This is a genomic window from Nocardiopsis synnemataformans, assembly GCF_965343085.1.
GTDB classification, from domain to species: domain Bacteria; phylum Actinomycetota; class Actinomycetes; order Streptosporangiales; family Streptosporangiaceae; genus Nocardiopsis; species Nocardiopsis alborubida.
Window position 1 is genome coordinate 90059 of sequence record NZ_CBDRFA010000013.1, and the last position, 12916, is coordinate 102974.

General features: G+C 71.4%; 12 protein-coding genes. 7 read left to right on the forward strand and 5 right to left on the reverse strand.

Annotated features, from left to right (window positions below):
* The first annotated feature begins 1 nt into the window (after window position 1).
* The 3 genes from ACSIH6_RS10025 (at window position 2) to ACSIH6_RS10035 (ending at window position 2080) form a co-directional block, all read left to right on the forward strand.
* A complete protein-coding gene (locus ACSIH6_RS10025) occupies window positions 2–211 on the forward strand; it encodes an MbtH family protein (protein ID WP_435107956.1) in 210 nt (69 codons plus the stop codon).
* Window positions 212–305: 94 nt separating this feature from the next.
* Window positions 306–1295 (forward strand): ATP-binding cassette domain-containing protein, encoded by a 990-nt coding sequence (locus tag ACSIH6_RS10030; RefSeq protein WP_435107957.1) that lies wholly within the window; start codon window positions 306–308, stop codon window positions 1293–1295.
* Window positions 1292–2080: an ABC transporter permease gene (locus ACSIH6_RS10035; protein ID WP_435107958.1), complete on the forward strand. Its 789-nt coding sequence runs from the start codon at window positions 1292–1294 to the stop codon at window positions 2078–2080. The genes ACSIH6_RS10030 and ACSIH6_RS10035 overlap by 4 nt, the downstream gene beginning before the upstream one ends.
* Before the next feature lie 31 nt (window positions 2081–2111).
* Here the strand turns inward: ACSIH6_RS10035 and ACSIH6_RS10040 are convergent, their stop codons facing one another.
* Window positions 2112–2705, reverse strand: a complete 594-nt coding sequence (locus ACSIH6_RS10040) for a TetR/AcrR family transcriptional regulator (protein ID WP_435107959.1) — start codon at window positions 2703–2705, stop codon at window positions 2112–2114.
* A 109-nt stretch (window positions 2706–2814) separates the two neighbouring features.
* Between ACSIH6_RS10040 and ACSIH6_RS10045 the strand changes: the two genes are divergently transcribed.
* Entirely contained in the window at window positions 2815–3708 is an 894-nt protein-coding gene (locus tag ACSIH6_RS10045; RefSeq protein WP_435107960.1) for an oxidoreductase, read from the forward strand.
* A 115-nt stretch (window positions 3709–3823) separates the two neighbouring features.
* Here the strand turns inward: ACSIH6_RS10045 and ACSIH6_RS10050 are convergent, their stop codons facing one another.
* The 3 genes from ACSIH6_RS10050 to fepB form a co-directional block, all read right to left on the reverse strand.
* Window positions 3824–6394 (reverse strand): penicillin acylase family protein, encoded by a 2571-nt coding sequence (locus ACSIH6_RS10050; RefSeq protein WP_435107961.1) that lies wholly within the window; start codon window positions 6392–6394, stop codon window positions 3824–3826.
* A 312-nt stretch (window positions 6395–6706) separates the two neighbouring features.
* On the reverse strand, window positions 6707–7744 hold the full coding sequence (locus ACSIH6_RS10055) for an SRA domain-containing endonuclease (protein ID WP_488185971.1): 1038 nt from the start codon (window positions 7742–7744) through the stop codon (window positions 6707–6709).
* A gap of 110 nt (window positions 7745–7854) precedes the next feature.
* Window positions 7855–8850 (reverse strand): Fe2+-enterobactin ABC transporter substrate-binding protein, encoded by a 996-nt coding sequence (gene fepB, locus ACSIH6_RS10060; RefSeq protein ID WP_435107963.1) that lies wholly within the window; start codon window positions 8848–8850, stop codon window positions 7855–7857.
* 56 nt (window positions 8851–8906) lie between these two features.
* On the opposite strand from fepB, the gene ACSIH6_RS10065 reads away from it, so the two are divergent.
* From ACSIH6_RS10065 to ACSIH6_RS10075, 3 genes are all read left to right on the forward strand, one after another.
* Window positions 8907–9380 (forward strand): MarR family winged helix-turn-helix transcriptional regulator, encoded by a 474-nt coding sequence (locus ACSIH6_RS10065; RefSeq protein WP_435107964.1) that lies wholly within the window; start codon window positions 8907–8909, stop codon window positions 9378–9380.
* A 34-nt stretch (window positions 9381–9414) separates the two neighbouring features.
* Window positions 9415–10752: an enterochelin esterase gene (gene fes / locus ACSIH6_RS10070; protein ID WP_435107965.1), complete on the forward strand. Its 1338-nt coding sequence runs from the start codon at window positions 9415–9417 to the stop codon at window positions 10750–10752.
* A 427-nt stretch (window positions 10753–11179) separates the two neighbouring features.
* Entirely contained in the window at window positions 11180–11464 is a 285-nt protein-coding gene (locus ACSIH6_RS10075; RefSeq protein WP_435107966.1) for a DUF1540 domain-containing protein, read from the forward strand.
* Between the two features lie 139 nt (window positions 11465–11603).
* Here the strand turns inward: ACSIH6_RS10075 and ACSIH6_RS10080 are convergent, their stop codons facing one another.
* Window positions 11604–12638, reverse strand: coding sequence for a nitronate monooxygenase (locus ACSIH6_RS10080; protein WP_435107967.1), 1035 nt, complete (start codon window positions 12636–12638; stop codon window positions 11604–11606).
* Window positions 12639–12916 lie beyond the last annotated feature (278 nt).

Here is a 12916-nt window from a genome sequence, read left to right on the forward strand (position 1 = left end):
GATGACCAACCCCTTCGACGCCCAGGACGGCCGCTTCCTCGTGCTCGTCAACGACGAGGGCCAGCACTCGCTGTGGCCGGAGTTCCTCGCGGTGCCCGCGGGCTGGGCGGTCCTGCACGGCCCCGACGAGCGCCAGGCCTGCCTGGAGTTCATCGAGGAGAACTGGACCGACATGAGACCCCGCCGCGTACGCGACCTGGACCAGGGCTGACACCGATCGACGCGGACACCCGCCCCGAGCCGCGGGGCGGGCCCGCCCACCACGAGGGAGTGACATGGGCAGCCATCGGGCGCCACAGGGTCCCATGATCGAGGTCCGGGGACTGACGAAGGCCTTCGGGGCGCACCGGGCGCTCCGGGGCATCGACCTGGAGGTGCCGCGCGGCCACGTGCTGGGCCTGCTCGGGCCCAACGGCGCCGGTAAGACCACCGCGGTCAGGGCCATCACCACCCTGACCCGGCCCGACTCCGGCACCATCCGGGTGGCCGGGCACGACGCCGTGCGCGACCCGGGCCGGGTGCGCGCCTCCATCGGCCTGTCCGGCCAGTACGCCGCCGTCGACGAGAAGCTCACCGGCCACGAGAACCTGTTCATGGTGGCCATGCTCTACGGCATGGGCCGCGCGGAGTCGCACCGCCGGGCCGACGCCCTGCTGCGCCGCTTCCGCCTGGACGAGGTGGCCGACCGCCGCGCGGGCCAGTACTCCGGCGGGATGCGCCGCAGGCTCGACCTCGCCGGGGCCCTGGTGGCCGACCCGCCGGTGGTGGTGCTCGACGAGCCCACGACCGGACTCGACCCGCGCGGGCGCATGGACACCTGGGCGGTGGTGTCGGAGCTGGTCGCGCGGGGCACGAGCGTCCTGCTCACCACCCAGTACCTGGAGGAGGCCGACCAGCTCGCCGACAGCATCGTGGTCATCGACCAGGGCGGCGTCATCGCCCGGGGCACCGCGGACGAGCTCAAGACCCAGGTCGGGGGCGAGCGCCTGGACCTGGTCCTGGAACGCGGCGCCGACCTGCCCGAGGCGCGCGGGGTGCTGGCCGCCGCGGGCTCGGGCGAACCCACCGTCGACCCGCAGGCGCGGCGGGCCTCGGTGGCCGTGGCCAACGGGCACAAGACCCTCGGCGACGTCCTGGCCGAACTCGACGCCCGCGGCGTCACCGTGCTCGACGTGGCCCTGCGCCGACCCACCCTGGACGACGTCTTCCTCGAACTGACCGGACACCGCGCCGGGGGCGCCCCGGACGGGGACGGCGGCGGCGCGGCACCCCGACCCGAGGAGGTCCTCTCGTGAGCACCGTCCGCGACGGCGGCGTCGTCGCCTGGCGCAACCTGCTCAACGTCCGGCGCACGCCGGGGTCCCTGGTGACCGCGATCGTGCAACCGGTCATCTTCGTGCTGCTGCTCGCCTACGTGTTCGGCGGGAGCCTGGGCGGCGACTCCTACCGGGAGTTCCTCGTCGCGGGGATCTTCGTGCAGACCCTGACCTTCAGCGCGTCGCTCACCGCGATCGGGCTGGCCAACGACCTCCAGAAGGGCCTGATCGACCGCTACCGGTCGCTGCCCATGTCGCGCATGGCCGTCATCCTCGGCCGCACCACCTCCGACCTGGCCGTCAGCGTGCTGTCGGTCGCGGTCATCGTCGCGTGCGGCCTGGCGATCGGCTGGCGGATCAACGGGGGGTTCGCGGACGCGGTGGCGGGGTTCCTGCTGCTGTTCCTGTTCGCCTTCGCGGTGTCGTGGATCGGCGCGGTGATCGGCCTGACCGCGCGCAGCGTCGAGGTCGCCCAGAGCCTGGGGCTGATCTGGCTCTTCCCGGTCACCTTCGTCTCGGGCGCGTTCGTCTCGATCGCCGCCATGCCCGCGCCCCTGCGGACCGTGGCCGAGTGGAACCCGGTGACCGCCGTGGCCACCGCCGTGCGCGGGCTGTTCGACAACCCGGCCCCGGAGGGCCTGGCCCCGCCCGCGGGCTGGCCCGCGGACAACGCCGCCCTGTACGCCGTGCTCAGTTCGGTGGCGATCATCGCGGTCTTCGCCCCGATCGCGCTGGCGCAGTACCGGCGCATCAACCGCCGCTGAGCGCCGGTCGGGGGCCGGGGGAGGGGCGGGCTCAGCCGATGGTGCGCGGCCCGAGGCCCTCGAAGAGCACCCCGACCATGTCCGCGAGCTTGGCGTCGATCTCCTCGGAGGAGGACGTGGCCGTGAGCGAGACCAGGCCGTGCATCGCGGCGGACACGGTCATCGTGACGGCCTCCGGGGTGCCACCCGCGATCTCCCCTGCGGCCTGGGCGTCGAGGATGGGGCGCATCACCTGTTCGAGCAGCCGTCCCACGGCGGCGTACAGCTGCTCGGGGACGTCGGAGTCGTGCTTGCGCGCGTACATCAGGTCGAGCAGCGCGGCGTGCTCCCCCGCGAACCCCACGTAGACCCTGGCCAAGGCGAGGATCCGGGCCCGCGCGTCCCCCGCGTCCAGGGACGCCTCCTCCAACCGCTCGGTCAGGCGCTCGAAACCGCTGAGCGCGAGCGCGTCCAGCAGCGCCTGCTTGTCCCGGAAGTGGCGGCCCGGCGCGGCGTGGCTCACCCCCGCCGCGCGGGCGATCTCGCGCAGGGACAGTGCCGCCTGCCCCCGTTCGGCCAGGGCGCGCTCGGCGTTGGTGAGCAGGACGGCGCGCAGGTCTCCGTGGTGGTAGGGGCGGTCGGTCATGGAAACCAGGATAGACGGACGCCCCCGCCGCCATCGTGGCCGCCGTGGACAGCCGGTGGCCGCCGTGGCGGCCATGGACAGCCCGCGGGCGCTCGCCTACCGTGGCGCAATGGACACCACAGCGGTCAGCATCCCCGACCTGAGCGGCCGTACGGCGGTCGTCACCGGAGCCAACAGCGGCCTGGGCATCGAGACCACACGCGTCCTGGCCCGGGCGGGCGCGCGCGTCGTGATGGCCGTGCGCGACGTCGCCAAGGGGCGCGCCGAGGCCGCCGGAGTGCAGGGCGACACCGAGGTGCGCCACCTGGACCTGGCGGACCTGGCGTCCGTGCGCGCCTTCGCCGAGGCCTGGAGCGGCGACCTCCACCTGCTCATCAACAACGCGGGCGTCATGGCGGTCGCCAAGGGGGTGACCAAGGACGGGTTCGAGACGCAGTTCGGCGTCAACCACCTCGGCCACTTCGCCCTGACCAACCTGCTCCTGGAACACGTCACGGGACGGGTGGTGACCCTCTCTTCCGGACTGCACCGCATGGCCCGGGGCATCGACTTCGACGACGTCAACCTGGACCGCGGCTACACGCCCTACCGGGCCTACAACCAGTCCAAGCTCGCCAACCTGCTGTTCACGCTGGAGCTCCAGCGCCGCCTGGAGGCGGTGGGCTCCCCGGTGCTCTCCACCGCCGCCCACCCCGGTTACGCGGCCACCAACCTCCAGAGCCACGGGGCCAACCCGATCTCCAGGGCGGCCCTCATGCTCGGCAACAGGATCTTCGCCCAGAGCGCCGCGAACGGCGCCCTCCCCACGGTCTTCGCCGCCACCCAGGACGTGCCCGGCGCGGCCTTCGCCGGGCCCAAGGCCATGGGTGGCACGCGCGGCGCCCCCGCCCTGTCCAGCCGGAGCGAGGCCGCCTGGGACGGTCGCGCCGCCAAGCGCCTGTGGGCGCTGTCGGAGGAGATGACCGGGGTGGCCTTCCCACTGGGGTCGGCCGACCCGGTCTGACCGGCGCGGGCCCGCACGTGTGGCGGGTCCGGAACGCCCGGCCTCACGGTGAGTACGGGATCGGCGCGGGCGGAACCCCCTGGTTCACACCCGCGCCGGTTCCGGCCGATCGTCCCTAGGGATTGAGGACCAGCTCGTCCGTGGCTGCCGCGCGCACGGCCTCCTCGGTGACCGCGAACGGCAGGGTCTCACCCCGGCTCCACGGCTCCAGCTGGTCGTCGTAGTTGGGGTGGAAGGCGTGGCCGGAGTTGCCGGTCAGGTGGATCCACGTCGACGCGTCGCGGTCGGCCAGGTCCACCACCATCCGCATCGACGGCACGGTCTTGATCCCGTAGCCCTCGGCCGGGTCCCAGCCCGTGGCGTTGACGATGCTGGAGCCGCCCGCGCTCTCCACCGGACCCCGGTTGAACAGCCACTCGACCGGACCGATGCCCGACGTTCCGAACGACTCGTGGGTCGCGGTCAGGGTGTGCAGGTCGCCCCAGCGCCAGTCGGCGGGGTCCTCGCCCAGCAGCTCGGTCAGCTCCCGCGCGGCGGCGTCCATCGCCGCGGCCAGCACCTCCTCGCGTCCGCTGGCCTCGGCGCCCCGCCACCACGGCGACTCCGGGTCCTCCAGCAATCGCCCCACCACGTACATCCCGCGCGAGTCGCCGTTCATGTCCTGCTCGCCCAGCTCGTCGAAGAGCAGGGGCAGCAGGTGGCGCCAGGTCGCGTTGTAGAACGCGGCCGCGGCGGAGTCGGTCTCGTTGCGGTGGTCCCAGTCGCGCAGCAGGTCCTGCGCCTGGGCGGTCACCCCGTCGACCTCGGCCTCCAGCAGGTGGGGGACGATCCTCACGGCGCTGAGGTCCACCGGGTCGTTCTGGACCCGCGACATGTCCTCGGCCGTGACCGGCCCCTGGGTGATCGCCTCCTCCAGCAGGTCGTTGATCCGCTGGCTCCGGTAGCCGTAGTTCCAGTCCTCGGTCAGGTAGGGCCCGTAGTCCTCGTCCACGACCGACTGGTTCGCGGTGACGATGACGCCCGACTCGGGGTTGTACACGCTCGGCAGTTCGTCGAAGGGGACGTACTCCTGCCAGTCGTAGTCGGAGTCCCAGCCGGGCGCCGGGTAGCGGCCGTCGCCCTCGCCGCGCACCGGCACCAGCCCGGGGGCCTGGTAGCCGATGTTGCCCTCGTCGTCGGCGTAGACGAGGTTCTGGGAGGGGACGTCGAACTGGCTGGCCGCCTCACGGAACTCGTCCCAGCCGCGGGCCCGGTTCATGCTGAAGACGGCGTCCGCGGTCGTGCCCGGCTGGAGGGCGGTCCAGCGCAGGGCGACGGCGTACTCGCCGCCCTCCGCGCCCTCCAACTCCGGTTCCTCGGCCAGCTCGGCCAGGTGTGCGCCCGCGGTGGCGTCGGACAGCAGCGGTCCGTGGTGGGTGGAGCGCACGACGATGTCGACGTCCTCGCCGCCCGCGACACGGACGGTCTCCTCACGCGTCTCCAGCGGCCGGGGCTCGCCGTCGACCACGTAGTCCTCGCCCTCGATCCGTTCCACGTACAGGTCCATGACGTCGGGGTCGAGGTTGGTGAACCCCCAGGCCATGGACTCGTTCTGACCGATCACCACGCCGGGCAGACCGGAGAAGCCGAAGCCGCTGACGTCGTAGGGGCACTCCTCGGTGAGCTCGGTGCAGTGCAGCCCGATCTGGTACCAGGTGGAGGGCATCGACGCGCCCAGGTGGGGGTCGTTGGCCAGGAGGGGCAGGCCGCTCTCGGTGTGCTCCCCACCGACCACCCAGGAGTTGGAGCCGATCCCGGAGGCGTCGCGGGGGGCGAGCATCTCCGGGAGCGACGCGGAGGCCTCGGCCACCCCGGTCAGCGCGGAGACGGCTTCCCCGGGCAGTTCGGGCGCGCGCCGCTCGTCGCCCCCGTCATCCCCGTCGCCCTCCCGCAGGTCGCCCCCGTCGGACGCGGCGTCCTCGTCGGCCCCGTCCGGCAGGTGCTCGTCGGTGTCGGTGATGGGCAGGTGCTCCTCGTGGGGATAGGCCGGGTACAGCTCCTCGATCTGCTCGCGGGTCAGCCCGGCGTCGAGCAGCTGGGCGCGCGCGGTCTCCTCCCCCATGTTGCCGCCCAGGTCCCAGGCCATGGCCTTGAGCCAGGCGAGGCTGTCGACCGGCGTCCACTCCTCGATCTCGTGGCCGCCGTTGAGCACGGAGAGCAGCCCGTACTCCAGGCTGGCCTCGGCACCGTCGTTCTCGGCCAGCCAGGCGTTGACCCCGGCCGCGTAGGAGTCGAGGTGGGCCCGCGTCTCGGGGGCGAGGATGTCGTACTCCTGCTCGGCCACGTGCCGCCAGCCCATGGTGCGCAGGTAGACGTCGGTGTCCACCTGGTCGGGGCCGAAGAGTTCGGCGGTGCGCCCGGCGGTGACGTGGCGGCGGAAGTCCATCTCCCAGAAGCGGTCCTGGGCGTGCGTGAAGCCCTGCGCCATGAACAGGTCGTGGGTGTTGTCCGCGTAGACGTGGGGGACGCCGTGCTCGTCGCGCAGCACGGTGACGGAGGACTCCAGTCCCGGGAGCGAGAGTTCGCCGGAGGTCTCCGGGAACGACCTCCGGACGGTCCATATCCCCAGGAGCGCGCCGACCAGGGCCAGCACCACGACCGCGGCGAGGAAGCCCAGAAGTACGCGAACAAGGACACGCTTACGCATTACACCCATGGCGGAACCCTAGGGTGCCCGTGGTCACAGTCTCCAGAGTCCGAGGGGCACGCGGACCCAATTGTTACCAACTGGTAGGTGACGGGGAGACGAACGCCCGCCGACGCGAACCACCTGGTCAGAAGCGGACAGCCGCCCGGTTGGATCCGTGCTGTCCGCAACCGGCCGCGTCTGCCTTGCCTGCGTCACCACCGAGTGGGCTTGCCGCCTCAGCATCCTCAAGGTGCGCCGGCCCTCTGTGTCGGGTGACTCAGATAATTCAAAGCAATCAGGCTATTCGAGAAGGCTATGTCTGGGATGGGGTCATGTTGAAGAAGTAGAACCGACTGGCCACCCAGCAAAGGCGACCTTGTCCCAGTAGACAAGGTGGATATTCACTGAGGAAAGAAGGCTTTGTAGGTCCGAGTGGGGTTTCTCGGGTAGCAGGATGGCGAGCGTGGGGGTCGGCGTGATATGTCTCCGGTAGTCCATGAGTTGTCCGATGGCCATGCGCACGGCTTCGCGTGAGCTGGTTCCTTTGGCCTCATAGAGAACATTGGACTTGTTGTCATAGAGATCAGTGAGAAGGCTGGATGAGAGTCCTGCGACTCTAATTTGATATCGCTTGACCTCGTGTTCGTGCTTTTCGAGCATGGCCTTGAAAGCATCGCATAGTTCGGCCTCTTTGCGGCCGACTTTGGTCTGTGGGACGGCTGACCTGGAAATGGGCTTGCCGTTGTGTGCCTCTGGCTCCACCATGATGCTCGTGGTGATGGTGGAGACATCGGCGGATACTTGCCGGACCTCGGTGCTAGGTAGAGGCTCAATGATGTCTTCTGGGTATGGCGCTAGTTCCTCAACTGGGCGCAAGCGGAAGACGATGACTCTTCTGAAGATGCCTTGCCTGTTTGGTGCTTCGCGAAAGACGTAGGGGAGTTCCTTGTCCAGTTCGAACTTTCCGATATAGCGCTGAATCCTTATCTTTTTTCCGGGGATAGTGCCCACAGCTTTGAAGACGCGTAGCGCTCGCCCGTCGTCTACGTGAAGCAAAATGGCACGGTTTCTTTGGCCGTTGCGGCCTTCGAAGACCTGATCTTCTTCTCCGTCTCCGGTGTACTCGAAGAGGGGCTCGGAGTTTTCTTCGTCGGGGACCCAGCCGTCGTAGTAGCCGAACTGCTCACCTGAGGCAGGGTCGGTGTAGAGCAACACGTTGGGGGAGGTAGAGCAAGGATGGATCCCTTGGCCCTGCCCGCCTCCAAAGGCCGCCTTCATTTCCGCACGAGTGGTCAGTTCGCCAGGTTTGATCCCTTTGCCAGCCATGAGATTAATGTACAGCTTTGGCGTGCGTGGGATCTGAGCCATGAAAGAGGCCGGAGTCTGTCCCACCTGACCTGCAAGGATCGGATTGAAGAAGGCATCGGTGCAGTTCAGCAGGCGCGTGGGGGCGGGCGGCGCTGCCCGCCCCCACGGGTTCAGGAGCCCAGGACCTCGGCCAGGCGCTCGGCCGCGAGCGGCACGCTGTAGTAGTCCATCCGGAACGAGGTCGCGCCCAGCGTGAGCACGCGGCCGTCCTCCCACGCCGGAAGGTTCTCCAGGACCGGGGCCGTCTCCAGGTAGTCCTCGGGCTCCTGGCCCTGGGTGTTGACGAACAGCAGCGTGCTGTCGCCGAAGTCCGAGGCGCGCTCGGTGGACACCTGCACGATGTCCCCGCGCCCGTCGCCGCCCTGGCTCGAAGGGGCGGCCAGGTCCTCGGGAAGCTCGTGCAGGATCAGGCCCAGATCGGCGGCCAGCCGCCCCTGGGCGGACTCCTCGGTGAACACGTTGAACCCGTTGGGCGTCCCGGTCAGGACCACCACGTCGTGCTCGGCCGACAGCTGCCCGGACGTGTCCGCGACCAACCGCTCGTACTCCTCCGCGATCTCCGCGGCCCGGTCCTGGCGGCCGAACGCCTCGGCGTACTGGTCGGTGACGTCCAGCCACGCCATGTCGGACTCGCCGTAGACGACGGTCGGCGCTACCTGGGACAGCTGTTCGTAGACGGCCTCGTCCACGGCGTCGGCCCCGAACCCGTTGCCGACGATGAGGTCGGGCTGGGCGGAGGCGACCTCCTCGATGTCCACCTCCGGTCCGGCCAGCGGCTGCACGCCGCGCTCGTCGGCGACGTCGGCCCACTGGGCGAAGAAGCCGTTGTCGTCGGTCAGCGCGCTCGGGGCGGTGGTGGCGGAGGCGATGACCGGGACGTCCAGGCTCAGCAGGGCCGAGGTGGCGGTGACGCTCACCGAGACCACGTTCTGGGGGTCGACGGGGATGTCGGTCTCGCCGTACATGTGGGTGGCCGTCTGGGTCTCCCCGGCCGCCGCCGGGGCCTCCTCCTCAGCATCCGGGGCGCCGCACGCGGCGAGGGGAAACACGAGGGCGGCGACGACACCGCAGGTCGCTAGGCTGTGGGAGGAATTTGCTTGCTTCATGAAAAGTATAGTTAGGTATGCCTACCCTCATGTCAACTCGTGGAGCGGAGCGAAGCTTGGCCGCGCAGACCTCGTCCGACCGCGTCGGCGCCCCCACCAGGCCGGAGCGGGAGAGCCCTCCCACGCTCCGTGACGTGGGCGAGGCTCTCCTGCGCGTGGCCCAGCGCCTGGAGGGGCTGCTCACCGAACTGGCCGCCGAGCACGGGCTCTCCGCCTTCCAGGCCCGGACCCTGCGCGCGCTGCGCGACGACCCCTCCCAGGCGGCGCTGGCGCGTCAGCTCGGCTGCACGGCCTCCCGTGTGTCGATCGTCACGGGCGAACTGGAGGAACGAGGGCTCGTCCGCAGGGTCCCCTCCAGGAGCGACCGGCGCATGCGTGTGACGCGGCTCACCGAGGAGGGCGGTCGGGCCGTCGAGGCGATCGGCGCGGAGCTCACGTCCCGGTCGCCGCTGGAACAAGGGCTCGACGACGGGCAGGTCGAGGACCTGTTCCACCTTCTCCGCGCCGTGGAGTCCGTTCCCGATCGGTGAGACTCCACGCCCGACCGCGCAGAAAGGCCGCCCCGTGCCCACACCGACATCCGTAATCCACACCATCCCCCCGCACCTCAAGCCGAACGTGCGCCCCGAACGCGTCGCCACCCCGTGTGCGGCTGAGGCGGCCCGCGATCCGGAGGCGTTCTGGCGCCGCGTCGCCGAGGAGGGAACACCCCTGGTCGGGGAACCCGACGCGGACGGGCACCGCGCGGTCACCTTCCTGTGGCGCGGCGGCGACGAGCTCGCGGACGTCCTGCTCGTGGCCAACAAGGTCGCCGACGCCTCCTCCTACGACGCCAACCGCATGGAGCGGATCCCCGGCACGGACGTGTGGCACCTGACCTACCGGATGCGCGGGGACTGGAGGGCCTCCTACTCCGTCGCCCCGGTCCCCGCGCACGGCGAACCCCTTCCGCCCGAGGCGTGGCCCGAGTCGGTACGCGTCCGCCGCGAGCGCGCCCTCGCCGTCTCCGAAGCGGCGGACCGGCCCGCCGTCGCCCGCTGGTTCGACGCCCTGGCCCGGGCCGTCCCCGACCCGCTCTCCCGCGAGCGGCTGGACGACTCCCTGTCCGTGGTCTCCCTGCCCGAGGCGCCGCCCGAGCTGTGGCGCGCGCCCAACCCGACGACCCCGACCGGGCGGATCAGCACGGCCGAGATCACCAGCGACCTCCTGGGCAACACCCGCACCGTGTGGGTCCACGAGCCCGCCCGGCGCCCGCCGAACGGGCTGCCCTGGCCGGTCGTCGTCCTGCTGGACGGCCGCGACTGGCACGGCCTGCCCCTGGAACCGCTGCTGGACGGCCTCGTCGCCGACGGCACGCTGCCCCCGGCGCTGACCGTCATGGTCGACTCCCTCGACATGCCCACCCGTGTCGCGGAGCTGGCGTGTTCGGACGCCTTCGTCGCCTTCCTAGGAGAGGAACTGCTGCCCTGGCTCGGGCGGAGCCACCGGGTGAGCGACGACCCCGGGCGCACGGCGGTCGCCGGGCAGAGCCTGGGCGGGCTCACCGCCGTGTACGCGGCCCACCGGGCGCCGGAGCGGTTCGGGCGGGCGGTGTCGCAGTCGGGGTCGTTCTGGTGGCCCAACGTCGCGGTGACCGGCGGAGAGAGCGAGCGGATGACGAAGCTGGTGGCCGCCGCGGACACGGTCCCCGACCGGGTGCACCTCACCGCGGGGACCAACGAGTGGTCGCTGCTGGACGCCAACCGCCGCCTGCACGCGGCCCTGCTCGAACGCGGCGCGGCGCTGGGCCGCGATCCCGGGTTCGCGGTGTTCGAGGAGTACAACGGCGGCCACGACCGGGCCTGCTGGCGGGCCGGACTGCCGGACGGGCTGGCGTTCGCGACCGCCGACTGGGAACGCTGACCGACGACTGGAAACGCTGGCCGGGGTGCTGACGGGGGCCCGCGGAGCGGACCGGCGGGGAGGAGCGAACGAGAGCCCTGACCGGGAACGCTGAGAGGGAAGGTCTGCGGAGAGACTCGGAGGGAAGGGGCGAATGAGAGCACCGACCGGAAGTGCTGACGGAGCGCGGCGCGGGCAGCACGAGGCGGACGGGCCCGGGGACCCCCTGTTTCCAGGTTAGGGCGCAGACGACCTGCGCCGCTGCCCCCTCCCATCCGCCTGTGGACAGCTCCCGTCCTGCCCGGCGGAACCGTGCTCCGGGTCGCGTCCGCGCCAAGCCCTCGTCAACACTTCGTCCTGCTCGCGGTGACACGAGGCGGTGTTCTGGCAGCGGGGCGCCCTCTCTGGCAGCCTCGGACGCGCCGTCGATGCTCTGGGGGAAAACGCGATGGACATGCCCGTGGTGAACTCGTGCCAGGTGGACGCCTGCGCCTACAACACCGACCACTCCTGTCACGCACTGGCCATCACCGTGGGGAACTCCTCCCACGCCCAGTGCGACACCTTCTTCGGTGCCGGTGACCGGGGCGGTGACCCCGTCGCCACCGGCCAGGTCGGCGCCTGCAAGATGTCGAACTGTGAGCACAACGTCCAGCTGGAGTGCCAGGCCCCGGCCATCGCCGTCGGGTACGTGCACCAGCAGGCCGACTGCCTCACCTACGCGCCCGCCTGAGCGGCACCGCGCACCGGCTCGCTTCGTGGCCCCGGGCACGGTGCCCGGGGTCACTCCGCGTTCGGACCCGCCTCCGCGGTCTCGGTGCGGCCGCTTCACCCACACCGACCGGCGACCCCGGCTCAGACCCCCACCGCCCTCAGACCTTCCGGCCCGCCTCCGCGGCCTCACGGCGCAGCCGCTCCACGACCAGCGCCGCGGGATCGTCACCGGCCGCCCGGAAACCCTCTCCCGCCCACAGCGCCATCCCGCCGGGGTCCCCCGCCCGGGCGGCCGCCACGCGCAGCGGCTTCGTCATGTGGTGGATCTCGGGGTAGGCGGAGGGTGTCCGCGGGTGCTCGGCGATGAACCTGTTGGCCAGCCCCCGCGCCGGACGCCCGGTGAAAGCCCACGTCACAGCCGTCTCCGTGTACGCGGGGTCGGCCAGGGCAGCCTTGTGGACCGGGTTGGCGCCGCTCTCGGGACAGCGCAGGAACGCCGTGCCCAGCTGCGCGGCGGCCGCACCGGCGTCCAGGACCCCGGCCACGTCGGCCCCGGTCATGATCCCCCCGGCGGCGATCACCGGGACGTCCACCGCGCCGACCACGTCCGCCAACAGCTCCCGCAGCGGCAGACCGCCGCTCCCGACCGGGTCGAACGCGCCACGGTGGCCCCCGGCCTCCGCGCCCTGCGCGCACACCCCGTCGGCTCCGCGCGCCACGGCCTCGCGTGCCTCCCCGACCGTGGTCACGGTGACCACCGTGGCGCTGCCCGCCGCGCGCAGCCGCTCCAGGACGGCGGTGTCCGGGCAGCCGAAGGTGAAGCTCACCACCGGCACGGCCGCCTCCGCCAGCAGGTCGATCTTGGCCGCCCACGCGTCGTCGTCGTGCACCGGAGCGCCGACCGGCGTCCCGTACCGCTCGGCCTCGGACTCCAGGTCGGGCCGGTAGGACGCCACCACCTCCGGATCGGAGGGCGGGCCCGGTACGAACACGTTCACGCCGAACGCGCCGACTCCGGCGTCCCGCACCGCCCTGACCTGGTCGGCGAGGGTGTCGGGGGCCAGGTACCCAGCCGCGAGGAAACCCGTTCCGCCCGCTCCCGCCACCGCCGCCACCAGCGCGGGTGTGGCGGCCCCGCCCGCCATGGGCGCCTGCACGATCGGACGCTCCCGCAGAAGCTCTGCCAGGCTCATGGTTCCTCTCCTCGTCCTCGGCCGGTCCGGTGAAGGCGCGGCGGCATCCCCGTTTCCGGCGGTCCCGGCCAGGGCCCGACCGCCCCGTGGAACCCGCGAGCGGACCGCTGGCCGGACCGCGCCTCCCAAGTCCAGGGAATGCTACCGACGCGCGTTTTCCGAAGTTCGACCGCACCCGCCCCGAAACGCGGTATCGCCGTTCACCCGACAGTTCCTGTGACATGGGACACGGGAGTTTTTCGGGGTGGTCGAAAAGGGAGGGTTCTTTCCCGGTTCCG